This is a genomic window from Nitrosospira multiformis ATCC 25196 (assembly GCF_000196355.1).
Lineage (GTDB): Bacteria > Pseudomonadota > Gammaproteobacteria > Burkholderiales > Nitrosomonadaceae > Nitrosospira > Nitrosospira multiformis.
In genome coordinates, this window is the sequence record NC_007614.1 from 429064 (window position 1) to 452754 (window position 23691).

Below are 23691 nucleotides of genomic sequence, written 5' to 3' on the forward strand. Positions count from 1 at the left end.
TTTATACGCACACAAAAACACCGCTCAAATAGCGGTGCGGGTCGGCAAAACCATTATTATCTCTTAAGATAGGATGCCAGACAATATGACAACTCCGATTGTAGAGAATGAATCTCAATTCCCGCGCAGCCTGATGCCGAGCAGTTTGAGCTTGCGGTACAGATGGGTGCGCTCCAGGCCGGCACGTTCCGCCACTCGGGTCATATTGCCGTTTTCCTGTTCGATAAGCTGTTCAAAATACGTTTTTTCGAACATGTCCCGCGCTTCACGCAACGGTATGTCGAGCGGGATACCCGCCACTGCCTGTGAAGGCGAGGAAGGGACCAGTATCTGTTTTACGTCTTCTGCCGATATTTCATCGCTGGTGCAACTCAGCGCAAGGGTATGCACTGCGCCCGTCAATTGTGCGAGATTTCCGGGCCAGTCGTGATTTCGCAGGCAGTTGAGGGCAGCGGTGCTGAACTGTCGCAACGGAACGTCTCCTGATTCGATGTAACGCGAGAGTATCTGGGTCGCGAGTTCGGGAATGTCTTCCCGATGCTCCCTTAGTGCGGGCACGTTGATGCAAAGTCCGCTCAGCATCTCATACAGCTTGGGGTCGTAGACCCCTTGAGCTGCCAGGCTGGCAAGCGGCGTGGAGGTCACGCATACGAGCCGGACACTGTATCTTTCCAGCTTGCCCAGCAGCAGCAACAGTCCTTTTTGCGCCAGTTTGTTGAGCTCGTCGATTTCCTTGAGAAAAAGCAATCCTCCTTTTGCTTGTTCAAGTAACTCAAACGGAGCATTCGACAGGGTGGCGAGAGTATCGGGTTCTACCCAAGGTGTATTTGGCTCGTGCAGAAAGCGGGCGCACAGATCCACGCCCGTTCCCGGTTCACTTATGAGGAGCACCGGTGCCGTGAGGCTGGCAACCTGTTCCAGCCGTCTTTTCAGGTCTGTAATCAGCGCCCCTCGTCCCAGGCTTGCCAGGGGAAGTGTCATGCGCGGCTTGGCCTGCCCGCTGCGCAACGCCCGGCCGACTGTGCTCAGCAGTTTTTGCAGCGGTACCGGTTTCTCGAGATAGGCCGCTGCCCCCATGCGCGTGGCTTCTACCGCTGTGTCGATTGTGCCGTGGCCCGACATCATCACCACCGGCATGGTGAGAAGTCCGCTGCTGACCCATTCTTTCAGCAGAGTGATGCCGTCGGTATCCGGCATCCAGATATCCAGCAATACCAGATCGGGGCGAGCCTGTTTCCGCCATGCGCGCGCCTGTGCGGCATTTTCTGCCAGGGCGACGCGATAACCCTCATCCCGGAGGATTTCGGACAAAAGCTCACGGATGCCGATTTCATCGTCAACGATCAGTATCGTATTGTTGCTCATAATTCCAGGAATAGATTTGCTTGCCACGGAAATGAAATTGAACGTCAAGCTTACCTCTTATTCTTTTGACTGCAGTTCACAGGAAAGTGAAAGCGCTGGCTCTCCCGCGATCGGTCGGAACCATCCATCTTTGAGAGAAACCACGAGTTTGTCCGGGGAGAGGGGGAGTACGATTGAAATACGCGCGCCGTGCGGTCGCCTATTTTCAATCTGTATCGTTCCCCTGTGTTCTTCGATTATCTTTTTTACAATGGGAAGACCCAGTCCGGTCCCTTTCGGTTTTGTTGTCACATAGGGTTCAAATACCCGTGCTCTCACCTGTTCAGGAAACCCCCCGCCGTTATCGCTGACGGTGAAACGTATGCCTGAGGGCAGCGTTTCCGTTTTTATCATGATTGCGGGCTGAGGCAAACCCGCCAGCGCATCCTGCGCATTCTGCAGGAGATTGTGGATCACCTGGCGCAGTCGCGCGGAGTCACCTTTCATCATCGGCAGGTCGGGCACCAGAACCAGATCGATGTGTGGTTGCCGATTATCCGGCGCTGCTGTGGCTGGACTTTCATATAAGGCCAGTACTTCCCGTACCAGTGCATTGAAATCCAGCAGGTGAAATTCGGGTTCAGGCGCACGCGCGTATTCGCTGAATTCATTGACCATTCTTTTGAGCGCTTCCACCTGATTGACGATCGTTTCGGTGGAACGATGCAGAATTTGCGCGTCATTGTCATTCAGCTTCGCGGCAAGCTTGTGTTGTATGCGTTCAGCGGACAGTTGTATCGGCGTCAGAGGATTCTTTATTTCATGCGCCAGACGGCGCGCCACTTCTCCCCAGGCTGCAGCGCGCTGAGTCTCCAGCAGATGGGTGATATCGTCGAACACGACGACGCCTCCCCCGCCCGGCACATGCGCCAGCCATGTTCCCCGTAGCAGCAGGACCTGACGCGTGCCCTCCCTCGTTCGCTCTACCTGGCGCTGCCACTCGCCCTTTGTTTCCGAATGAAATCCTTCCAGAATTCCATATGCGAAGGCATGCAACTCGGATTCACGCATCGCGCATTCCTCGATCGTCAGCCCTTCCAGACCGGGCAGCGGGACGTTCAGGATTTGCTCCGCGCTTAGATTGGCTGTGCGCAAGTGCAGGCTTTCATCGAATACCAGGACGCCCGAGGAAAGATTGGCCAGGATGTTTTCCAGATAAGCCCGCGCGCTTTCCACTTCCTGTTGATTGTGCTGGGCAGTTATCCGCGCTTCCTCCAACTGTTGGGTCATGAGATTGAATGATTCGGTCAGTACGCCCAGTTCGTCGCGGCTCCGTACCGGATGGCGCCTGCTGAAGTCGCCCTGCGCAACCGCTCGCGTGCCCTCCGCCAGCATTCCCAGAGGTGCGCTGAGCCGTTCGCTGATCAGGAATGCAGCGGCCAGGGCAGAGAAAAGCGCAAGCAGCAGCGCGAGCGTCAGGGTCACCCCGTAGAGGTGTTTGAGACCTTCGCGTGACAGCAGCAATTCCTGGTAGTCCCGATAGGCTGCCTGTACTATTTCCGCGTCTTCCGCCAGTTGTGTCGGCACGGGCTGCGTCAACTGCAGAATCCGCGTATTGTTTCTTACGCCGGGAACATCGATAGGCGACCATACCTTCAGGTACAAACCTTCGCCGGCAATCGACTCGATCGTGCTGTATCCGTTCTCCGTCCTGATCTGATGCAGTGAAGTTGTACTAAGTGCGTCAGGGACGGTTTCACTCGTGTCCGCACGTGCAAATGCAACGACGTTACCTTCGTGATCGAACAGGACTGCTTCCTGCGCCTGCATTTGATGGACGAGTTGGTTTAATACCGGTGGCAATGGTCCCGCCTGCTCGGATAATGCAAGTGCGGCGAGATCGGCTTCCCTGTGCAGATCTTCCAGCCGGCTGTCGAGAATGGTGCGCCCCAGTTCCAGCCCGCCTTCCAGAGCGCGGTCCACTTTTACGTCGAACCACGATTCGATGCTTTTTCCCAGAAACTGGACCGATATGCTATAGACCAGGACGCCCGGGAGCACCGCCATCAGCGAGAAGATCAGCAACAGGCGCAGCGCCAGTCTGGAACCGAATACGCCCGCCTGAAGCCTGCGCCTGAGCCTCCATAGCAGGTATCCGACGATTGCCATGAGGAACAGCACCAAACCGGCGTTGAGCCTGATCAGCAGTCTGTATTTGCGGTCGAAGAGTCCGGTATCGGCGCCAGCGCTCGCGAGCAGGAGCAGCATGATCGCCCCCAGCGCCACGCCGGCGATGATGAGGTATTTCATCATTTGCTGTTGTCCTGCAGCTTCTGGGAGGGTAAGCGGGTATTCCACCGCAAAGTACCGGAACCGAGATCCCATTCCCGGGAGCCGAGCGTTTCCACCTGGAACGGCTTGGGCAGCGCCGCTATATCGAGACGCGTGCGCAATTCCACGGTATATTCCGCGTTCGGGATCAATTCTTCACTCGCGTTGATCGGCCGGTCCCGCACGCGGCTTAACGCCTGCAATGCATCGCTGAGCGAACCGAAGTTCTGTGACAATGCCCCCCGCGTCAGGCGATACTGACGAGTGAGGGCGTAGTAGCTCAATCCTTCGCGCACCCGGCTATAGCCTACTCTTTCATCGAACCAGTACCAGCGTGAATTGACCAGGCTGAGTTCGGTGACAAAATAAAGCACAATACCCTTCTCCAGGGCATGCTCCAGTTTGTGATTGAGAGTGATCTGGAAATCGGCGTCAAACTCGTAGGCGCCTTCCACGGGTTTGATTCTGACCGACTTGATCTCTATGCTTGCTTCCCCATGTGCGCTGGATGCCTGTCCTATGAGCGCAAGCAGCAGCGCTGCCACAGTCATGCGCAGGAGACGGGGCAGGAAATCAGAGCTTTTCAAGCAATGCATAAAAAAAACCGTCGTGATGGAGGTCCGGCAACAACTGGCCCTCCACGATTTCCGGCACGGAAAAGGGCAGTAGACGAGCATCCGGATGATGATTCAGGAAGCTTTCCACCTGAAGACCGTTTTCCTCTGCGAATATGGAACAAGTGACATAGAGCAATTTACCGCCTTTGACCAGGGTTTGCCAAAGGGCATCGAGGGTTTTACGTTGTATCTCGGCAAACTGCGCCAGGTCGCTTTCGCGTCGCAGCCATTTGATGTCGGGGTGACGGCGCACCACCCCGGACGCAGAGCAGGGGGCATCAGCCAGGATACGATCGAATGGCCTTCCATCCCACCACTCCCCCGGGTGCGTGGCGTCGCCGTGAATGATGCGATAAGGCTTGAGGCCGAGACGAGTGAAATTCTGCTTTAGCCGTTCTAACCGCTCGCCATCATTGTCAACCGCGGTCAGTTCCAGATCGGTCAATTCAAGCAGATGCGCGCTTTTCCCGCCCGGGGCAGCGCAGGCGTCCAGCACCCGCATTCCGCTCTGGGGACAGAGTAGCGGCGCTGCCATTTGAGCGGCCACATCCTGAACTGATACCAGTCCTTGACCGAAGCCCGGCAGTTTTTCCACCGGGACCGGGTGAAATAATTCAAGCGCCTCTTCTGTCCACTCGTTTTCCGGTCGCCGGGCATTCAGTCCGGCATTGTGCAGCAGCTTCTGATATGCTTCAACGTTTGTCCTCCGCTGATTGACTCTGAGCGCCATAGGTGGTCGTATATTGGCTGTCTCCAGTACAGCCTGATAGCGGGAGGGATATTGCGCACGGAGTTTGTCGATCCACCATTGTGGATGGGAATACCTTCCTACTTCGGTTGCCGCCGTTTTTTCAAGCAGGGCGGGACGTTTGCGCAAGAAGTTGCGCAATATCGCATTGACCAGTCCGCCTATACTTTTCGCATGGCGGGGATCCAGCATGTTCCTGCTATTCCTGCCATCGATCGAGGGGCTGCAAGAAGCGGATACTGCACTGTCCACCACGACGTGCGGCGCCGTTTTGCTGTATTGAAGCTGATACAGTCCCACCAGTAGCAGGTAGCGCAAACTCTGGTCCTTCAGGGGTTTGTTCAGCAATAAGCCAAGCAATATGTCCAGTTGACCATAAAAGCGCAGTACGCCATAGCTTAAATCCTGAATCGCACCGCGCTGCTGGTCGGAGAGGCCGCTGTGGCTGCGCCAGGTTTCCTGCAAAACCGTTGTCAGACTTGCGCCACTCACCACTCTTTCAACAGTGGTGGCGGCGAGACGCTGCGTCCTGATCATTCCCCGCTTTCAAAACGATCGTGCGGGTGCAGAGAATGCCCCAGGAGGAATTCAGCGGATCTTAATTTTTTACCTCCGGATTTTTGCACGATCTTCAATATCAAGGCATGCTTGCCGCATGCAACGACAATTCCGTCCGGTCTTATTGCAACGATTTCCCCCGGTTTTTCATCTGTCTCTGCGATATCTACGCTGGTCTGCCACACTTTCATGGAAATTCCATTCACGGTGGAATGCATGCCGGGACGAGGATTAAAGGCCCTCACTGCGCGATCGATATTTTCTGCATCCATCCGCCAGTCAATTTCGGCTTCCGTCTTTTCCAGTTTGGAGGCGTACGTGGCCGCCAGATCATTCTGGGGAGTGGCGATAATTTTTCCTTGCTGCAACAAAGCCAGCGCTTCTACGATACAGGCTGCTCCCAATTGTCCAAGCTTTTCATGCAATGTTCCGGCAGTGTCATCCTTTGCGATTGTAATACTTCGTACCAGCAGAATGGGGCCGGTATCGAGACCGCGATCCATTTGCATGATCGTAATTCCTGTTTCCCGATCTCCCGCTAGAATCGCCCGTTCGATTGGAGCCGCTCCGCGCCACCGGGGCAGTAATGAGGCATGAATGTTCACGCAGCCGAGTTTTGGGATATTCAGAACAGAGAAAGGCAGAATCAATCCATACGCAGCGACAACCATGATATCTGCCCTGACGGCCTCGAGTTGCATGTGTAACTCGGGTTGCCTGAGGGAGGGGGGCTGCAGTAGACCAAATCCCCGCTTTTGTGCAAGTAACTTTACTGCGCTGGAAGCATTTTTCATGCCTCTTCCGGCAGGTCGATCCGGCTGGGTCAGCACCAATGCAATTTCGTGGCCAGCATCTGCCAGGGCTTCAAGCGCGGCGGCGGCGAAAGGAGGCGTTCCGGCAAAAATGATTCTCATGGGGATGGGCAGGGGTAGGCGCGTGACGGCAAGAAAGGATGGTCAGTATCCGCATCCCGTTCCCGGAGCACCGGTCACCAAATTCTCCGGATAATCTCCCCTTGCGGTTGCATCGGTTTGCTGTGGAAACAGGGAATGCGCCGTGGAATGGACCAAGAGCGTGCAAGAGACGGATAATAAAGATATAAATTTTTACATGGTCTGCTACATTACCTTTCGGCGCTGCTTCCGGAATTTTGCCTGAATCCTCGATTGCTTCATCCGCGACCAATACTCCACAAATACTCTTCCCAGCAGGTGATCCATTTCATGCTGGATACACACCGCCAGAAGCCCGTCCGCATCCAGCGTGAAGCGCTCGCCGTCCTTGTTCAGGGCTTCGACGGTAATCTGCGCAGCGCGCGGCACCTTGCCAAATATGCCAGGTACGGACAGGCAGCCTTCCTCATAGTCCGATTCCCCCTCGTGCGTGGTGATTTCCGGATTAATCAGCACAAGCAGCTGATCATGGGTATTGGAAACATCGATTACGATAACACGCTTGTGCACGTCCACCTGCGTCGCGGCCAACCCGACTCCCGGCGCGGCATACATGGTTTCCGCCATATCCTGCACCAGGACGCGTATTTCATCGGTGACTTCGGGAACCGGAGCCGCAATGGTGTGTAACCGTTCGTCAGGATATTGCAATATTTTCAATAGCGCCATAAAAAGGCTTGAACATAAAAGAAACTGAATGCAAAATTCAAGGCGACGCCTGATAGCGATAGTCCGTCGCACCTTCGCAGGATTCCTGCGGATATATTATATCCTGATTTACCTGCAACCTTCTTTTCTCCGACTTTCAATCACTGCTAAGTTCCTATATTTCATCAGATTGTCTTGCCATGACGGTAACCGGGGATTTGGGCTCCAGGTTTATCACCGTGAGTTCCGCAACGGTGAAGGGATGAAGTCCGCCGGATGCGGTTACGGGATGAAAAGACCATGTCATCAATACCTGTCCAGGTAATTTCGCAGCGGAATATCGAACCCGATATCGCATCCTGGCTCGCCCTGGACTTGATCGATGGCCTGGGTGACGAGTCGATGAGGTGTTTGCTTGCGACTTTTGGCAGCCCCGCTGCAATTCTTTCGGCCAGCATGACTTCATTGGAGCGCGTGGTTAAAAGGAAGGTGGCGGACAACATTATCGGGGGAGCTGACCCGCAAAAGCTGAATGCTTCGCTCAAATGGCTGGAAGACCCGCAGAATTCCGTCATCACCCTGGCAGATCCGGATTATCCCGCACTGTTACTCCATATCCCCGATCCCCCGCCGCTTCTCTATGTCAAAGGAAAGCGCGCTCTGCTGAACGCGCCAATGCTTGCCATTGTCGGCAGCCGGAATGCTACGCCCCAAGGTCTTTCCAATGCAGAAGCCTTTGCCGAGGCGGCGAGCAATGCAGGATTTTCCATCGCCAGCGGCATGGCTCTTGGCATTGACGCCGCAGCGCATCGTGGAGGACTGCGAGGAAGGGCCAGCAGTATTGCCGTGGTGGGTACCGGACTGGATCTCGTTTATCCCGCAAGCCATCGCAAGCTGGCGCATGAGTTGGCGGAAAGGGGCGCGCTTGTCTCCGAGTTTCCGTTGGGCACGCCTCCCATCGGCAGCAACTTTCCGCGTCGCAATCGCATCATCAGTGGCCTGAGCAGGGGATGCCTTGTGGTCGAGGCCGCATTGCAGAGCGGTTCTCTTATCACGGCGCGGCAGGCGTTGGAGCAGGGACGGGAAGTATTCGCCATTCCGGGCTCCATCCACTCGCCCTTGTCCAGGGGATGCCATGCACTCATCAAGCAGGGTGCCAAGCTGGTGGAAAGCGCAGGAGATATTCTGGAGGAATTCGGTTGCCCATCTGGCATCCCCATCCTCGTTCCGGAAGGGGGTGAGGCTGCAAGAGAAGAATTTTTGCTGTTGAAACACCTCAGCCATGACATCATCGATGTCGATACCCTCTGCCTGCGTAGTGGCTTGACGGTAGAAACGGTATCGGCCATGCTGTTGACGCTTGAACTGGATGGCATAATCGCCAGTCTTCCCGGCGGGCGTTACCAGCGGCTCCGATAGGTGGCGGTGTCCGAGGTATGTACGGCTTTCGTATGATCACCCCATCCGGAGGGGGTAAGAGGGGATAACGTGGGACCGGAAGAGATTGCAGGAGTTGCAGCGACCGGTACGGACGACAGGATTCCGCGGGGAGAAGCATGCTGGTTTTCTGCTGAGCTTGCCTGCCTTCGGGGTCCTATCATGATGATGTTTTTGGTTGCAGGTCGCTGGCAGTGCTATCTATTTTTGCTTGCCCCCTGTTATGCTGATAAATCACACGGGGTGGTGGGACATTTACAGGAATTTCATGGGTAAAACCTTAATCATTGCCGAGAAGCCTTCTGTTGCCGCAGACATTGCGCGTGCCTTAGGGGGATTCACGAAACATACCGACTACTTCGAGAACGATGAATATGTCGTGTCGTCCGCCGTAGGGCATTTGCTTGAGCTCGCGGTCCCTCCGGAACACGAAGTCAAGCGAGGGAAATGGAGTTTTACGAATCTGCCCGTCATTCCACCGCATTTTGACCTCAATCCCATCGAGAAAACCGAATCGCGGCTGAAGCTTTTGACCAGACTCATCAAACGGAAGGATGTGGACGCGCTGATCAATGCTTGCGATGCAGGCCGGGAAGGGGAACTGATTTTTCGCTACATCACTCGCCATGTCGGAACCAAAAAGCCGGTTAAACGGCTATGGCTGCAATCGATGACGCCCGCTTCCATCCGGGAGGGTTTCAATAAGTTGCTGGATGATGAGGACGTGTGGCCATTGGCGGAAGCAGCGGTAAGCCGTTCAGAAGCTGACTGGCTGGTGGGCATAAACGGCACACGCGCCATGACCGCATTCAATTCACAGGAAGGCGGCTTCCATAAAACCACAGTGGGACGTGTACAAACTCCTACATTGGCGATTCTGATCGAGCGCGAAGACATCATCAAGAAATTTGTCCCTCGCAGCTACTGGGAAGTGCATGCAACGTTTTCCGCCCGCGAAGGAAGCTATAAGGGTCGCTGGTTCGACGAGTCGTTCACGAAAGCCAGGAAAGACAATGAGCAAAAAGCAGAGCGGTTATGGGACCATGCGACTGCGGAAGCTATTCGTGTCAAGTGCCTCGGTAAATCTGGGGTCGTCACCGAAGAAAGCAAGCCTGCTACCGAAACCTGCCCTTTGCTCTATGACCTTACCAGTTTGCAGCGCGATGCGAACGGCCGTTTCGGCTTTTCCGCCAAGACTACCCTCTCCCTGGCGCAGGCATTATATGAAAAGCATAAGGTATTGACTTATCCGCGCACGGACTCGCGGGCTCTGCCGGAAGATTATATTGCCACCGTCAAGGAAACCCTGGGTTCTCTCCAAAACTCTGGATACGGAGCATTTGCTGCGCAGATTCTCGGAGCAGGCTGGGTTAAGCCCAATAAACGTATATTCAACAATGCAAAAATCTCCGACCACTTTGCGATCATCCCTACGACCATTGAAGCCAGGGGGTTGAACGAGGTGGAGTCAAAACTGTACGATCTTGTTGTCAAGCGTTTCCTCGCGATATTCTACCCGGCGGCTGAATTTCTCGTTACCACCCGTATCACGCGGGTGGAGAACGAGCCTTTCAAGACGGAAGGAAAAGTTCTGATCAATCCCGGCTGGCAGGCCGTTTACGGCAAGGAGGCGCAGCCTTCGGGTACGGAGGACAACTCGACCCTGGTCAAGCTGGAGCCGGATGAACCGGTGACCGCCGAGGAAATTGAGGTTGCCTCGCATCAGACTCGCCCCCCTCCCCGATTCAATGAAGCCACTCTGCTGTCCGCGATGGAAGGCGCGGGTAAATGGGTGGAAGATGAAGAACTGCGGGAAGCCATGAGCGCAAAGGGACTTGGCACGCCGGCGACACGCGCGGCGATTATCGAAGGCCTGGTATCGGAAAACTACATCCAGCGTGTGGGACGGGAACTGCATCCCACTGCCAAGGCCTTTTCCCTCATCACCTTGTTGCGCGGGTTGAAAGTACCGGAACTTACTTCGCCTGAGCTGACGGGTGACTGGGAATACAAGCTGCGCCAGATCGAACAGGGGAAGCTCGAACGCAACAAGTTCATGGCTGAAATCGCGGAGATGACGAGCCACATCGTGCAACAGGCAAAAAGTCATCGCGGCGAAACCATAAGTGGAGATTTTTCGACGCTCAAGTCGCCCTGTCCGAAATGCGGCGGTGTGATCCAGGAGACATATAAAAAATTTCAGTGCCAGAAATGCGATTTCGCGCTATGGAAAATTCTGGCGGGACGACAATTTGAAACAGCGGAAATGGAGCAGCTCATTACCCGGCGGGAGGTGGGGCCTCTCCAGGGCTTTCGGAGCAAGATGGGACGGCTGTTCAACGCCAACATCAAACTGACGGATGAGCTCGAGATGAAGTTTGATTTCGGTGCAGACGGGGAGCAGGATACTGAAGAGGTTGATTTTTCCGGGCAGGAACCGTTGGGAAAGTGTCCCCGGTGCAGTGGGCGGGTATTCGATCATGGCATGAGCTACCTGTGCGAAAAATCGCTCGGTTCTGCACACACATGCAGCTTTAAAATAGGGAAAATCATTCTCTCGCGGCCGCTCGAGCGCGAGCAGGTCATGAAATTGTTGCAGACCGGCAAAACGGATTTGCTGACAAAGTTTATTTCGAAGAAGGGCAGGCCGTTTTCAGCCTATCTCGTTGCGGGCAAGGACGGAAAAATCGGGTTCGAGTTCGAAGTGAAGGAGGCAAAGGTTAAAACCCCGGCAGAGACGGAGGAAACAAAGGTGGCGAAGCCGAGGGCTGCGCCGATGAAAAAAACCCTCTCCGCGAAAACGAGGTAAAAAGGGCAGTGGAGCGCAGCCTGCTTCTTGAAGAAGACCCGTTCGGGAGATCGGGGGACTGCGAGAATGGGAGAAGAGGGAAAGGGCGTGATTGCGTAACGCCTCTTCCTTTATTGGGGGGGCGCCGATGGCTGATGGGTTTCGATGTAGGAGACGATATCCCCTACGGTGGTGAATCCCTTTGCTTCCTCGCTATCGAAATTGATGCCAAACGCATCTTCAGCGTCAAACAGAAGCTGTATCGTATCCATGGAGTCGAGTCCAAGTTCTTCAAATTTTGAAGAGCGGTTGATAGTGGAAGCATCGAGATTCTCGACTTTTGTGGCAATGAATTGTATGACCTTTGCTTCAATCTCCGCTGTGTCCATATCTAGTTCTTCCTTCATGCAAGGGTTGTGAAAAGAATGCTCGCATTGTTGCCACCAAATCCGAAAGCGTTACACAAGCCGGTGCGGACACTTCTTTTCTGCGCAACGTTGGGGGTGTAGTCGAGGTCACACTCGGGATCGGCCTCATCAAGATTGATGGTCGGATGAATGGTGCCGGTATGAAGCGCCATGATGGTGGCGATACTGCCGATTGCTGCCGATGCGCCGATGGAATGCCCTACCATCGATTTGGTGGCGCTGATGGCAATGTCAGCAGCACGCGCTCCAAAAAGATTTTTTATTGCCCGCGTTTCGACTGTATCCCCCAGCGGTGTGGAAGTCGCATGCGCATTGATATGCTCAATGGAATCCAGCTCCATTCCCGCATCACGGATGGCTTCCTGCATGGCAGCGATCTGGCCTTCCATGTCGGGCATGACAATATGCGTTGCATCACATGCCTGTCCATAGCCGGCAAGCTCGGCATATATTTTTGCTCCCCGCTGGCGGGCCTGCTCTTCCTTCTCGAGGATCAGTATTCCCGCACCCTCTCCCATGACAAAACCATCGCGGCCTTTTGCGAAAGGACGCGAGGCTCTGGCTGGATTATCGTTGGAAGTGGTGGTCAGGGCGTGCAATATCTCAAAACCGTTGATGGTGAGCGGCAATACGCATGCTTCAGCACCGCCGGCGACCACAACGTCCGCTCTTCCTGCACGCAGGAGATCGAGTGCCGCACCGATGGCATTGGCTCCCGAAGAGCAAGCTGTACTGGAGGTCAGGTTCATGCCTTTGAACCCATGCCTGATCGCGATCCAGGCCGCAGCGGAGTTGGCCATTGTGCGTGGTACGGTGAAAGGCGGGACCGGCTGACTCCGAAACTTGCGCAGCGCGGACGATTCAAAGGTGGAAAAACCACCCATTCCCGAACCTATGCTCACCCCGATGCGGCGAGATTCATAAGCCTCAAGGCCGCCGGCGTCCTCGAGGGCAAGACGCGCAGCAAGCAGGGCAAGCTGGGTGAACCTGTCGGTTTGCTCGATATACTTTTGAGAGAGGAAGGTTGAAGGATCAAAGTCCGTCACTTCTCCTGCAATTTGGGAACGCCTGCTCGATGCATCAAAGCTGGTTATCCTTTTTATTCCGCTCACACCCTTGACAGCGGCTGACCAGAACTGGTCAACCCCGATACCAATGGGGGAAACAACTCCCATTCCTGTAACGACTACACGCATACAAAACCGGAAATAATCATGGGAATCTGCTCGACCTCATTATGGGGAGGTATTCAATGCAGCGAACAGGTGAGCGCTCGTTATGTAATGGGCAGCCTAAATGAGCAGCGGAGTCCGCCCGGAATCGTTGACCGGCCATTGACTGAAGGCTTCCGGGTCTCACGGTTGCGCAGGACACTCGTATTGCTATTTTGCGTTGAATATCATTGGGAACAGGTATCTCAATATGCCTCCCATAATCCAGATGACGAGTAATAAACTCGAGATGACCGCTGCCCCTTCGATAAGCGCTGACACGAGCGTTGCAGCCAAGCTATCGAATTCCTGTTGCCCGGCTTCGTTGCGCCGGCGCTTGCGGCGGTTCCTTACCCATACTTGCAGCCCGATAACGACAGGAATAAGGGCGAGAGACACTAGCAGGTTATACTCAGAACTTTCCATCGATAATCAACCTTCCGCAAATAATCGTTACAGAATCCATTACCAGTCGCTGTTTTTTCTTTTACTTCATTCGCTATACTGCACCGCTCGTTTCCGGACTGAGTGCGCGAAGATCGCGGGGATAAATGCTGAAGTCCGCCCTCAGTTAGCAGACCGGCAATTATAATATCACACGTCAACAAGGTGTCATCGAGTTAACAAGTTAACATATCCGCCCGGTATGGACGATTCTGCCGGGATTGGGTAAAGCAGAAACCGTTTCGATCTTCAACTCATTTTCGGGGCGCAGTCTTTCAAGGTACAAACGTTTCCGGTCTCCGGAGGCAATGCGACCGTGGAATATCCACGTCCGATCATCACTTGGCCAGTTTTACATGAAAAAAAAGATTAGCGGCCCGCACTTCCCGGAAGTCATTGTCCGTCCGGTCAGAAGCTATCGGGAAATGGGAATTTTTATCGATATTCCCTGGAGTATTTACGCTGACGATCCCATGTGGGTGCCTCCTTTACGGCTTGAGCGGCGACTACATTTTTCGAGATTCAATCCCTTTTTCAAGCACGGAAAATGGCAGGCCTGGATTGCATACAGGGATGATCAGCCGGTGGGAAGGATCAGCGCCCAGATCGATCAACTGCATCGGGAACGCTACGGCGGTCATACCGGACATTTCGGTCTGTTCGAATGCATAGATGACAAGGAGGTTTCAGCCGCCCTCTTCCAGATGGCTGAGGCATGGCTGGGGGCGGAGCAGACGAGACATGTGACAGGCCCCTTCAATTTATCGATCAACCAGGAATGCGGCATATTGGTGGACGGTTTTGATAAGCCGCCAGTAGTGATGATGCCCCACTCCCGCAGATGGTACGGTCGCCTGCTGGAGGAACAAGGGTATCAACAGGCAAAGGATTTGCTTGCCTATTGGATAGAACTCGATTTCAAGGTGCCGCGGCTGATGGACGCCTTGATCGGTAAATTTGCGGATCAGGTGCACCTGAGAACTCTGCGCCGCGACAAGTTCAACGAGGAACTGGAAGTCCTGCGTGATATATTCAACGATGCCTGGTCCGAGAATTGGGGTTTCGTTCCTTTTACCCAGGCGGAGTTCGCGGAACTTGGCGCCAGCCTTCGCTTGCTCGTACCCGATGATTGTATCCAGATTGCGGAGGTCGACGGGGTGCCCGCTGCGTTCATGGTGGCATTGCCAAACCTCAACGAAATTTTTGCCGAGCTGAACGGACACTTGTTTCCGTTTGGCTGGACCAGACTGGTCCGGATCAGATCCAGGGGAGGAGTGCGTACCGGTCGCATCCCATTAATGGGAGTACGCAGGCGCTTCCATAATACTCCGCTCGGTATGGCGCTTGCCTTCATGGTCATCGACGCGCCGAGGGAACTCGGACGAGTCATGGGAGTGAAGGCAATGGAATTATCCTGGATACTCGAGGACAACAAACCCATGCGTGCCATTCTGGATAGTTTGGGCTGCAGGGAGTATAAACGTTACCGGATTTACCAGAAGATGCTGTGAATGCCGGATGGAGCAACTGAAGAACCGGAATCGGTAAAACGATGCAATGAAAAAGAATGATCTGTTTACCGCCGTGGTGCTGGCAGCGGACCGCACGGCCCGCGATCCCATCTCCTTGGAAACGGGAGCACCCTGCAAGGCGTTCGCGCGCGTCGGAGGAATACCGATGATCATCCGCGTACTGGATGCGCTGGAAGCCAGCGGCATGGTGAAGAGCATCATTTTGTGCGGGCCGCCCAAGTCCTTGCTGCCCGCTTGTCCGGAACTGCAGGAACGTATTCGCAATGGGCGCGTAGTCTGGCTGCCAAATCTCGATTCTCCCAGCCGCAGCGCTCGCAGCGGCCTCTCCCACGTGAATCAGGAGGCCCCGGTATTATTGACCACAGCCGACCACGCGTTGTTGACACCGGCCATCGTGCAATATTTTCTTCGCAACTCCCAGGCGTCGGATTGTGATGCTGCTGTCGGGGTCGTCAAATATGAAGATGTGGCAGCTGCATTTCCCGGGGCAAAGCGAACGGTAATAAGGTTAAAGGATGCGAATATTTGCGGCTGCAACCTATATGCCTTTCTCAATGATCGCGGCCGCGGCCTCGTATCATTCTGGCAACGTGCGGAAGATCTGCGCAAGCGCCCGGTACGCTTGATCATGGAGACTTTCGGGTTTGCGACTGTCTTCTATTATCTGCTGGGGTTATTGACGATAGAAAGGGGATTGAGAGCAGTCAGAAGGAAAACCGGCATCAGGGCCCATCCGGTATTCCTGCCCTATCCTCAGGCGGGGGTCGATGTGGACAAGGTTGCAGATCTGGTACTTGCGGAATCGGTACTAGCGCGCAAGGCGCCGGCTGCCGGAGGAGGGTCCGATTTGCACGGACCCACTCCTGAAATGTGAGAGGCTTGAATTCCGATCAACGCGACAGGCAACGTGAAAATAATAGAACGATATATCACGCGGGAACTGCTGATACCGTTTATGGTAGTCACCGTAATCCTTGCGACATTGTTTGCAAGTTTCAGTATGGCCCGTTTTCTTGCCGGAGCAGTGACAGATTCGCTTGGCCTTATCCCCGTGCTCAGGCTCGTGTTTCTGAAAACGCTGATCGCACTGGAAGTGCTGATGCCCATTGCCCTGTACGTGGCTGTCATCATGGGACTGGGTCGCCTGCACCGGGATCAGGAAATAGTCGTTTTGCGTTCCGCTGGGGTCAGCGAACACCGCATTATCTATGCGGTGCTCATCGTTGCGATTCCTATGGGGCTTATCAGTGGTTTATTTTCCATTTTTGCGCGTCCATGGGCGTATGAGGAAAGCTACCTACTCAATGCCCAGGCAGAGGCAGAGTTGAATACGGATCGGTTCCGCGCCGGGCGTTTCTACGGCAGCGAAAAAAAAGGCCGGGTGATTTATGTGCAGGCCAAGGATAGCTCGGGCAAGCAGATGGGAGAGGTATTCCACTATCTGAACAAGCATGACAGCAGCGAGATCATTCTTGCCAAGAAAGCTCACCAGCCTGAGCTTGTGTTCGGCCAGCGCCCCCAGATACATCTGCTGGATGGCTCCATTTACCGGCTATCGCACACCGGAAAAGGCGATACCGTCGTCCAGTTTGAAAAGCTGGTTTATTTCACGGACAGCGGAAACGTAACGGATTACAGGCGCAAGGCTGCCTCTACCGCGGCATTGATGCAATCTGATCAGCCGCGGGATACTGCCGAGCTTCAGTGGCGGCTGTCGCGCCCGCTGGCAACGATCCTGCTGGCGCTGATAGCGGTGCCCTTCAGCCGCGCTTCACCCCGCCAGACAAAGGGAGATAAGACTTATTATCTGGCAGCTCTGGTTTTCGCCATTTACTACATTTTGAGCGGATTGGCCCAGACTTGGGTCGAGCAGGGCACGATCGGGAGGGTGCCGGGTGTGTGGTGGCTCTATGCTGTCATGCTGCTGTTTGCAATCTCGTTATTATCGCCTGGTTTCTGGCGGAAGTTGCCTTTGCGCAGATGACAATAATTTACCGCTACCTGGGGCTCCAGGTTTTGATGGGTCTGGGAATCGCTACCGCGGTGCTTCTGCCGCTCTTCGGTTTCCTTGATTTGCTGGATCAGCTCGATGACGTGGGAAAGGGCACGTACAGCGTCAAGGATGCGTTTCTTTATACGGCTCTACTGCTGCCGCGACGGTTTATTCAACTCGCGCCTTTCATTGCATTGATGGGCAATGTAACTGCATTGGGAAGGCTTGCCGTCGGATCGGAACTGACGGCATTACGAGGAGCAGGGGTATCTCCGCTGGGCATCAGTCTCGCGCCGGTTGTCGTTGGAATAATTCTTTTACTGTTTATTACTGTACTGGATCAGTTCGTGGCGCCGCAATTTCAGCAGAAAGCCATTTCATCCCGCGCAGCCGCGCTCGAGAAGAGCGCCGCGCTTGGCCAACAATTAGGGATATGGACGCGGGATGAGCGGAATATACTGCGAATCGGAGAAATGCTGCATGCGAGAAGGGCGGCGAACATCGAAATAATGCATTTTGACGACAATGGCTTCCTGTTACGCTATACGTATGCCAAGTATGCTGATATCATAAACGAGGGGTTGTGGGAGTTAAGGGACGTCGTCATCAAGACATTCAACGGCAATGCCATGGAGATCGTAAGCAGAGAATCGGTACCCTGGGAACCCTTCCTGAAGGAGGAGGATATCTCGACGTTGACCAAATCGCCGGAAAGTCTCTCACCCGCCGAGTTATTTTTGCATGTGCATTTTCTGCGCGCCACGGGTCAGGAATCGGGCGCTTATGAGCTGGCGTTGTGGCGCAAGGCGGGTGGTGCCCTGACGACCATCGCGATGCTGTTGCTTTCGATTCCCTTTGTTTTTGGATCGGTGCGGGCAGGGCTCGGCAACCGACTCGTGGTTGCATCGATGCTTGGAATCAGCGTCTATCTCTTCGACCAGATCACTGCCAATGCCGGCTTGTTACTGCATTTGAATCCGGCGCTGAGCGCACTTCTTCCAGGAGGGGTGCTGATCGCCGTAGCTTATTTCTGGTTACGGCGAATTTTTTAACAAACCCCGGATTTGTTCACGATTTTCTTGACCTGAATGCCTGCCGCAATCTCGCGGAGCACTTGCAAAACCTATCAATTGACAACTCCAGACACAGAGATAAGCAAGCAGCTGGCGGATTCGTCGATGCCTGTTTATATCCACATCATTGGCGACAGCGAAACCGATATCTGGGGCTTGAGTGGCCGGGAACGCCTGCAGCGCATGTTAAAAGCATTCGCCGGGACGAGGCTGGTTGACAATCCAGCACGGATTCCCGCTCCTGCCTCGGCACTGCTTTTACGCGGGGATTATCTTTTTGACGCTATCGTGCTGGACGCGCTGCTCAAAGCAAAAACAGATCTTATGCTCGTCAGCGATGAGGATAAGCCAGTCGCAGTGCGGATTTCCGGTGAGAACGTGCATCAGGTGCTTGCCGAATTTGCAGGCGAAGGACAAAATCTTTCTTCCTTGCGGCGTTATGAACTGGGAGAGCTCGGTCTGCCAAATCTACGCCAGAACCTCAAGAAAAGAGATGCCCCTTACGTTTTACCGATCAGCAGGAACAGCCGCTGCAATCTGGAGTCAGAGCTCTTCAAACGGTCTTACAAAGGGGTGACCGACTTTGTGACAAAGTGGCTTTGGCCAGCGCCTGCATTTCATGCGGTACACTTCTGCATCCGTATGGGTCTGCGCCCCAACCATATTACACTGCTCAGTCTTTTGTTTGCTGTGCTGGCCGGGGTTGCGTTCTGGTATGGTTTCTATGGGTCGGGACTGGTGATGGGATGGTTCATGACCTTCCTGGACACCGTCGACGGCAAACTGGCACGGGTAACCGTTACTTCCAGCCGCTTCGGTGACGTGCTCGACCACGGCCTGGATATCATTCATCCGCCGCTCTGGTACATTGCCTGGGGGGTGGGGTTGTCCGCCGACTATTCCTTATCCTCGCATCTGCCCCTATTATTCGCGCTGATTCTTATCGGTTACATCGGCGGACGGCTGTGTGAGGGAGCATTCCAGTTCTGGGTCGCGTCATTCGATATTTTTATCTGGCGTCCACTGGATTCCTTCAATCGGCTCATTACTGCCCGCCGCAACCCCAATCTTGTTCTGCTGACATTCGGCTGGCTGGCGGGAAGGCCGGATATCGGCCTTTTGTCCGTCGTGATCTGGCACTTGCTTTCGACCGGTTTTCTCTTGGTGAGAGTGGCGATGGGATGGGTATCGCGCCGGTCGTGTGGACCCTTGCATTCCTGGTTTGAGGAGATCGTTGGGGGACAGGATGAAGGAAAGCTGGCCGTTCGTATTTTTGCACCTTTAAAATCACGTAAATGACAGAAAGATCACGGGTCGATAGATTGAAGTCTGGAACAGGATCCGTCGGATTGCTTTTCAATCCGCTCAGTGGGCGCATCCGTAAGCGGAAGGAGGCGATCCGGCGGGCGGCGGAGGAGATTCCCGGTGCTTGCAGGGAAGTGACGAATGCTCGAGAAATCAGCGCGTCGGTGGATACGTTCGTGAACGATGGCACGGATCTCCTGATCATTATCGGCGGGGATGGCACGGTACAGGGTGTACTGTCCCATCTGTTCGCCACTCAGCCTTTGGCAAAGTGGCCCGTCCTGACGATAGTGCCTGGCGGTACAACCAACATGACCGCGCTCGATCTCGGCATAAGAGGGAGCCCGGAATCCGTCCTGCGGCAATTGAGCGCCTCCTTTCAAAAAGATTTCCCCTCCGCGCTCGTGGAGCGTCATGTTCTTTGCATAGAACAGGCCGGCGCGGAGAAGGTTTATGGGATGTTTTTCGGCGTGGGACTCATCGCCCGCGCCGTGATCTTTTCCCAGAGCAGGATAAAGCGGTTGGGTATTACCGGAGAAATCTACTCTGCTCTTATCACCTTCGGTTATGTTGCAGGCTTCCTGCTCGGGCGGCGTCAGGGAGCATGGGCCCCGGTCCGGATGACCATTACCGAGAAAACCTTATCCCGGCCCCATGGAACCTACGCGTTTCTTTTCGCCAGCACCCTCGACCGTCTGTTGTTCGGCATGAGGCCATACTGGGGCGGGCAACCGGAGCCGCTGCACGTCACATTCGTCAGGCAGCAGCGGCAGCTTCCCTTGCGTTCCGTGCTCCGGTTGTTGATAGGACGTGGAAACGATCTCAAGGACAAGGATGGTTATCATAGTTGCAACACCGATGAACTGGAGTTGCTGATCGATGACGATTACATCGTCGACGGCGAGTCTTATCGTGCCACCAGTCAGGGTGGACCCTTGCGCATTACGCCTGCTGGCCCGATCATCTTTCTGGCGGCGGAGAGGGCGGCCGCAAACGCAAAATCATGAGTATTCTTCAAGGGGCTGCAACAGCAGATCCGCCGCTTCCCGAAGGTTTGATTTCGGAGATGGCGACACTGAGTTCAAATACGGTATCCGCGGATTTTCTCGTTTTGCTCGAGGCGTTGAAATTGCGCTTCGGTTCAGCCCTCGACGCTGTGCTTCTTTATGGATCGTGCCTGCGCGCGCGTGAGATAGGGGATGGGGTGGTCGATTTTTACGCGGTTGTGAGCAGTTACAGCAGTGCTTACCCGGAGCGCTATCTGCGCTATTTCAACACATTGCTACCTCCGAATGTCTTTTATCTGGAGGTATCCCAAGAGGAGAAAACGTTTCGCGCCAAGTATGCGGTGGTTTCAATGGCTGACTTCGAGCAGGGGACCCGTCGCTGGTTCCATCCTTATCTCTGGGCGCGTTTTGCTCAGCCCTCGAGGTTATTATTTTTCCGCGACGAGGCTGCTCGCAAGCGAATTTCGGAGTCTCTAGCCCATGCGGTCGTCACTTTTCTCGGATCCACCCTGCCTACCCTCGATTGTTCCGGGACCGGAGCGACTACCACCGAAATGATCTGGACCAATGGATTGACCCAGACCTACGCGGCGGAATTGCGGCCGGAGAGAGCAGGGCGCGCGCGCCAGCTCGCACAGATGAACCTGGAGGTCTATTCACGCCTGACTACCCTGGCAGTACCTGCACTGGCAGGAAAATTGATGCCCCTCCCGGATGGAAGTTACGAATCTCTGATAGACGATGCAGGACGTCGGAAGTCACTTTGGCACTGGCAGCTGCGGCGTTGGCAGGGAAAAGTCCTGTCCGTGCTGCGGCTGTCAAAGGCGGCTTTTACCTTTCATGACAGCATTAGCTATGCGGCCTGGAAAATCGAGCGCCACACCGGTATTCGCGTCGAGGTGACTCCTATGCTACGGCGCCATCCCCTGTTGTGGGGTTTCAAAGTTTCCTGGCGCCTGCTGCGGCGTGGCGTATTACGCTGACAGTGAAGCAATCACGAGCGGAATTCGACATCAAAAGCCGGGATTGAGCGCGGCACACGATATAGCGTCCGGTATGCGTAAACAATTCTTCCAGGCGGATCATGAGTACGCTTCCGCTTCAGCGGAGTCATGTCGTATGGTTTCTCTTGATCGGAGAATCAAGTCGCATACCTCGCGAACCGCGCCGTGGCCACCCGAATATTCACACATATAATGGGCCTGCCGCACGACCAGGGGGACAGCATCCGCCGGGCAGAAGGCAACGCCTACGCGGCTCAGGCATTCCAGATCGCTGAGGTCATCACCCACATACCCGATATTTTCCAGAGGAACCCCCCAGCGTTTGGAAAGCTTTAGGAGGAGAGGAAATTTATCGCTTATGCCCGGGTAGTATTCGTCGATGCGCAATTTTCTCATCCTTGCTTCAACGGAAGGACTAGTCTCGGTGGTGATTACGCAAACCCCGAGGCCATGTTCACGCAACCGTTGCAAACCATGGGCGTCGCGAGTATTGAATTTTTTCAAGGCTTCGCCGGCGGGGCCGTAATACATTCCCGCATCCGTCAACGTTCCGTCCACATCGAGTACCAGAAACTTGATTCGTGACGCGCGGGCTTGGACCGACCCCCGTTCCTGCTCCCGTAAAAGACGCTCCACGATGTTCCAGCCAGCCTCTCCGGTGATCTCGATCGCAGTTTCGGGCGCCATCTCGTGAATACCCATGCGTCCACCCAGATAATGATCGTTGTCTCGAAGTAATTTTTCATGTGTCAGATAGAAGGCGCCATTTTCCAGCAGGTATCCCTCCGGATTCGATGCATCGCATGACGCACGGGATTTTAGCGGGTCATGACCGACGGGTTCTCCCATCCTTGTCCACAGAAACCGTCTGGACGGCGCAGCTGTCAGAAGCGAGTCAAGATTTTCCGAAAGAAATTTGCGCTTAGCGGCACGAAAATCTTCAGCACGCGTGAGGGGCGAGGCTGCCTGTATTGAACAGACGACGTCGAAGGGGATCTTCTGCTGAAACGTGTGTAGGAGACTGGTCCAATTCTCTACGCCCGTACGGGTTGCGCCACTGCAATCGAGAATCTCGATTATCGTGTCGGCTCGCGAAAATTCTTCCACTATCCGTTTTCGAATGACAGGCGGGTCGGCAGTTACGTAAATGGTGTCGAAACATCCCGATATGACGGCCTGCTCCAAGCTCCAGGAAAATAATGGCCTTCCCGCCATGCTGCGTGCGCTGCTTCGGGAAACCGGCCCGAAATTTCCATGCAAAGGCGCGAAAGCTACCCAGCGCATCAGTTAAAGTGAACCCCTTGTACGCGCTTGAGTTTGTCGCGTTGTGCAAGCTCGATTTCCGTCATGTCTCCCTCCTTGAACTTCAGGGTCTTGCAGACATTGCGAACATCACGGACCAGCCTGCGCAATCCGTCGGGCTCCAGCGAAGCGGCATGATCGGTTCCCTTCCAGGTCCGGTCCAGCGTGAAATGACGTTCGATCCAGGATGCCCCCAGGACCACAGTCGCAATGTCGATGGCAATACCCAGGTGGTGGCCGGAAAATCCAACCTCCTTGACGCGCGAGCCGAACCTGTCCCTCAGTGACTGGATTTCCAGCAGACAGACTTGGTCGAACGGAACTGGATATCCGGATGTACATGCGTAGAGGACGACTCGACCAGCAGCACCGTGGCGTTCCATCCATTGCACGACCTGCTCCTGTTCGGCGGGAGTGGTCATGCCGACGGATATGTGAATATCCCCGGCGTAATCGGTGGCAAGATATGCCAGCATGGGGAAATTGAGGTTGCACGCCGAAGGTATCTTGATGAACTCTGGGTTGAGGCGGGCAATCTCCTTTGCCGAAGTCAGATCCCAGACCGACGTCGAATAACCGATCCCAAACTCTTGGCACCATTGCTGCAATTGGCGGTGCTGATCCACATCAAACTCGAGGAATTCACGATGAGCGCCGTAGCTGTCGCCATAACTGTTTTGAGGATTTGGATGGTGCGCGTTATATTCCTCGGGCGTCAATAATTCCCTGTTCGAACGCTTTTGAAATTTCACGAAATCGCATTTGGCGAATGTCGCGGCGATTCCGATCATCTCTCTTGCAATTTCGATATCCCCTTTATGATTACAGCCGATTTCAGCAATGACTCGTGGTGTCTTCATAAAAATGCGATCAAACCCCTGAATAAAAGAAAATGAATATGACTCCAGCCCACCGTTTGCGAACCCTCCACTATAGCAAAGCTTTCTGAAAAGGAAGATCTGGAATCA

General features: G+C 54.6%; 21 protein-coding genes. 9 read left to right on the forward strand and 12 right to left on the reverse strand.

The features are described from left to right. Window positions 1-114: 114 nt before the first annotated feature. The 7 genes from NMUL_RS02045 to NMUL_RS16450 all read right to left on the reverse strand — a co-directional run bounded on the left by NMUL_RS02045 (window position 115) and on the right by NMUL_RS16450 (window position 7506). Complete coding sequence (locus NMUL_RS02045; RefSeq protein ID WP_041352333.1) at window positions 115-1365, reverse strand: sigma-54-dependent transcriptional regulator; 1251 nt, start codon at window positions 1363-1365, stop codon at window positions 115-117. 57 nt (window positions 1366-1422) lie between these two features. After that, window positions 1423-3654: a sensor histidine kinase gene (locus NMUL_RS02050; RefSeq protein ID WP_104009572.1), complete on the reverse strand. Its 2232-nt coding sequence runs from the start codon at window positions 3652-3654 to the stop codon at window positions 1423-1425. Continuing rightward, on the reverse strand, window positions 3654-4271 hold the full coding sequence (locus NMUL_RS02055; protein ID WP_011379753.1) for a DUF4390 domain-containing protein: 618 nt from the start codon (window positions 4269-4271) through the stop codon (window positions 3654-3656). Before NMUL_RS02055 ends, NMUL_RS02050 begins: the two co-directional genes overlap by 1 nt. Next, on the reverse strand, window positions 4249-5577 hold the full coding sequence (rsmB, locus tag NMUL_RS02060; protein ID WP_011379754.1) for a 16S rRNA (cytosine(967)-C(5))-methyltransferase RsmB: 1329 nt from the start codon (window positions 5575-5577) through the stop codon (window positions 4249-4251). Before rsmB ends, NMUL_RS02055 begins: the two co-directional genes overlap by 23 nt. Beyond that, a complete protein-coding gene (gene fmt / locus NMUL_RS02065; protein WP_011379755.1) occupies window positions 5574-6512 on the reverse strand; it encodes a methionyl-tRNA formyltransferase in 939 nt (312 codons plus the stop codon). Before fmt ends, rsmB begins: the two co-directional genes overlap by 4 nt. Window positions 6513-6716: 204 nt before the next feature. Beyond that, a complete protein-coding gene (def, locus tag NMUL_RS02070; RefSeq protein ID WP_041352334.1) occupies window positions 6717-7220 on the reverse strand; it encodes a peptide deformylase in 504 nt (167 codons plus the stop codon). A 154-nt stretch (window positions 7221-7374) separates the two neighbouring features. Beyond that, window positions 7375-7506, reverse strand: a complete 132-nt coding sequence (locus tag NMUL_RS16450) for a hypothetical protein (RefSeq protein WP_258039174.1) — start codon at window positions 7504-7506, stop codon at window positions 7375-7377. On the opposite strand from NMUL_RS16450, the gene dprA reads away from it, so the two are divergent. Continuing rightward, a complete protein-coding gene (gene dprA, locus NMUL_RS02075; protein WP_011379757.1) occupies window positions 7500-8618 on the forward strand; it encodes a DNA-processing protein DprA in 1119 nt (372 codons plus the stop codon). The genes NMUL_RS16450 and dprA overlap by 7 nt on opposite strands. Before the next feature lie 286 nt (window positions 8619-8904). Continuing rightward, entirely contained in the window at window positions 8905-11445 is a 2541-nt protein-coding gene (locus NMUL_RS02085) for a DNA topoisomerase III (RefSeq protein ID WP_011379758.1), read from the forward strand. A 110-nt stretch (window positions 11446-11555) separates the two neighbouring features. On the opposite strand, the gene NMUL_RS02090 is transcribed toward NMUL_RS02085, so the two are convergent. The 3 genes from NMUL_RS02090 to NMUL_RS02100 form a co-directional block, all read right to left on the reverse strand. After that, complete coding sequence (locus NMUL_RS02090) at window positions 11556-11813, reverse strand: acyl carrier protein (protein WP_041352336.1); 258 nt, start codon at window positions 11811-11813, stop codon at window positions 11556-11558. A 14-nt stretch (window positions 11814-11827) separates the two neighbouring features. Further along, the gene (gene fabF, locus NMUL_RS02095) at window positions 11828-13048 is read right to left on the reverse strand and encodes a beta-ketoacyl-ACP synthase II (RefSeq protein WP_011379760.1); all 1221 of its coding nucleotides are present in this window, start codon (window positions 13046-13048) and stop codon (window positions 11828-11830) included. Window positions 13049-13234: 186 nt separating this feature from the next. After that, window positions 13235-13489 carry a hypothetical protein gene (locus tag NMUL_RS02100; RefSeq protein WP_011379761.1) on the reverse strand — a complete coding sequence of 85 codons (255 nt, stop codon included), beginning with the start codon at window positions 13487-13489 and terminating at the stop codon, window positions 13235-13237. Window positions 13490-13863: 374 nt separating this feature from the next. On the opposite strand from NMUL_RS02100, the gene NMUL_RS02105 reads away from it, so the two are divergent. The 7 genes from NMUL_RS02105 to NMUL_RS15575 all read left to right on the forward strand — a co-directional run bounded on the left by NMUL_RS02105 (window position 13864) and on the right by NMUL_RS15575 (window position 21400). Beyond that, window positions 13864-15018 (forward strand): hypothetical protein, encoded by a 1155-nt coding sequence (locus NMUL_RS02105; RefSeq protein ID WP_041352337.1) that lies wholly within the window; start codon window positions 13864-13866, stop codon window positions 15016-15018. Window positions 15019-15064: 46 nt separating this feature from the next. Continuing rightward, the gene (locus NMUL_RS02110) at window positions 15065-15913 is read left to right on the forward strand and encodes a nucleotidyltransferase family protein (protein ID WP_011379763.1); all 849 of its coding nucleotides are present in this window, start codon (window positions 15065-15067) and stop codon (window positions 15911-15913) included. 33 nt (window positions 15914-15946) lie between these two features. Beyond that, complete coding sequence (gene lptF, locus NMUL_RS02115; protein ID WP_011379764.1) at window positions 15947-17023, forward strand: LPS export ABC transporter permease LptF; 1077 nt, start codon at window positions 15947-15949, stop codon at window positions 17021-17023. Next, a complete protein-coding gene (gene lptG, locus NMUL_RS02120) occupies window positions 17020-18084 on the forward strand; it encodes an LPS export ABC transporter permease LptG (RefSeq protein WP_011379765.1) in 1065 nt (354 codons plus the stop codon). Before lptF ends, lptG begins: the two co-directional genes overlap by 4 nt. 126 nt (window positions 18085-18210) lie before the next feature. Continuing rightward, window positions 18211-19404: a CDP-alcohol phosphatidyltransferase family protein gene (locus NMUL_RS02125; protein ID WP_011379766.1), complete on the forward strand. Its 1194-nt coding sequence runs from the start codon at window positions 18211-18213 to the stop codon at window positions 19402-19404. Window positions 19405-19454: 50 nt separating this feature from the next. Continuing rightward, window positions 19455-20417 (forward strand): diacylglycerol/lipid kinase family protein, encoded by a 963-nt coding sequence (locus NMUL_RS15570; protein ID WP_238529850.1) that lies wholly within the window; start codon window positions 19455-19457, stop codon window positions 20415-20417. Next, on the forward strand, window positions 20414-21400 hold the full coding sequence (locus tag NMUL_RS15575) for a hypothetical protein (RefSeq protein ID WP_011379768.1): 987 nt from the start codon (window positions 20414-20416) through the stop codon (window positions 21398-21400). Before NMUL_RS15570 ends, NMUL_RS15575 begins: the two co-directional genes overlap by 4 nt. A gap of 99 nt (window positions 21401-21499) precedes the next feature. Here the strand turns inward: NMUL_RS15575 and NMUL_RS02140 are convergent, their stop codons facing one another. Together NMUL_RS02140 and NMUL_RS02145 are read right to left on the reverse strand one after the other, a co-directional pair. After that, the gene (locus tag NMUL_RS02140) at window positions 21500-22705 is read right to left on the reverse strand and encodes an acylneuraminate cytidylyltransferase (RefSeq protein WP_011379769.1); all 1206 of its coding nucleotides are present in this window, start codon (window positions 22703-22705) and stop codon (window positions 21500-21502) included. After that, on the reverse strand, window positions 22705-23583 hold the full coding sequence (locus NMUL_RS02145; RefSeq protein WP_011379770.1) for an N-acetylneuraminate synthase family protein: 879 nt from the start codon (window positions 23581-23583) through the stop codon (window positions 22705-22707). The genes NMUL_RS02140 and NMUL_RS02145 overlap by 1 nt, the downstream gene beginning before the upstream one ends. Window positions 23584-23691 lie beyond the last annotated feature (108 nt).

What these genes read in the sequence shown, in the direction of transcription:
- NMUL_RS02050 (WP_104009572.1), bottom strand. Translation starts at nt 3,654, where the DNA reads ATGAAATACCTCATCATCGCCGGCGTGGCGCTGGGGGCGATCATGCTG.
- NMUL_RS02140 (WP_011379769.1), bottom strand. Translation starts at nt 22,705, where the DNA reads ATGCGCTGGGTAGCTTTCGCGCCTTTGCATGGAAATTTCGGGCCGGTT.
- NMUL_RS15575 (WP_011379768.1), top strand. Translation starts at nt 20,414, where the DNA reads ATGAGTATTCTTCAAGGGGCTGCAACAGCAGATCCGCCGCTTCCCGAA.
- rsmB (WP_011379754.1), bottom strand. Translation starts at nt 5,577, where the DNA reads ATGATCAGGACGCAGCGTCTCGCCGCCACCACTGTTGAAAGAGTGGTG.
- NMUL_RS16450 (WP_258039174.1), bottom strand. Translation starts at nt 7,506, where the DNA reads ATGACATGGTCTTTTCATCCCGTAACCGCATCCGGCGGACTTCATCCC.
- NMUL_RS02055 (WP_011379753.1), bottom strand. Translation starts at nt 4,271, where the DNA reads ATGCATTGCTTGAAAAGCTCTGATTTCCTGCCCCGTCTCCTGCGCATG.
- fmt (WP_011379755.1), bottom strand. Translation starts at nt 6,512, where the DNA reads ATGAGAATCATTTTTGCCGGAACGCCTCCTTTCGCCGCCGCCGCGCTT.
- NMUL_RS02110 (WP_011379763.1), top strand. Translation starts at nt 15,065, where the DNA reads ATGAAAAAGAATGATCTGTTTACCGCCGTGGTGCTGGCAGCGGACCGC.
- lptG (WP_011379765.1), top strand. Translation starts at nt 17,020, where the DNA reads ATGACAATAATTTACCGCTACCTGGGGCTCCAGGTTTTGATGGGTCTG.
- NMUL_RS02090 (WP_041352336.1), bottom strand. Translation starts at nt 11,813, where the DNA reads ATGGACACAGCGGAGATTGAAGCAAAGGTCATACAATTCATTGCCACA.
- NMUL_RS02100 (WP_011379761.1), bottom strand. Translation starts at nt 13,489, where the DNA reads ATGGAAAGTTCTGAGTATAACCTGCTAGTGTCTCTCGCCCTTATTCCT.
- fabF (WP_011379760.1), bottom strand. Translation starts at nt 13,048, where the DNA reads ATGCGTGTAGTCGTTACAGGAATGGGAGTTGTTTCCCCCATTGGTATC.
- NMUL_RS02105 (WP_041352337.1), top strand. Translation starts at nt 13,864, where the DNA reads ATGAAAAAAAAGATTAGCGGCCCGCACTTCCCGGAAGTCATTGTCCGT.
- NMUL_RS02085 (WP_011379758.1), top strand. Translation starts at nt 8,905, where the DNA reads ATGGGTAAAACCTTAATCATTGCCGAGAAGCCTTCTGTTGCCGCAGAC.
- dprA (WP_011379757.1), top strand. Translation starts at nt 7,500, where the DNA reads ATGTCATCAATACCTGTCCAGGTAATTTCGCAGCGGAATATCGAACCC.
- NMUL_RS02125 (WP_011379766.1), top strand. Translation starts at nt 18,211, where the DNA reads ATGCCTGTTTATATCCACATCATTGGCGACAGCGAAACCGATATCTGG.
- def (WP_041352334.1), bottom strand. Translation starts at nt 7,220, where the DNA reads ATGGCGCTATTGAAAATATTGCAATATCCTGACGAACGGTTACACACC.
- NMUL_RS02045 (WP_041352333.1), bottom strand. Translation starts at nt 1,365, where the DNA reads ATGAGCAACAATACGATACTGATCGTTGACGATGAAATCGGCATCCGT.
- NMUL_RS02145 (WP_011379770.1), bottom strand. Translation starts at nt 23,583, where the DNA reads ATGAAGACACCACGAGTCATTGCTGAAATCGGCTGTAATCATAAAGGG.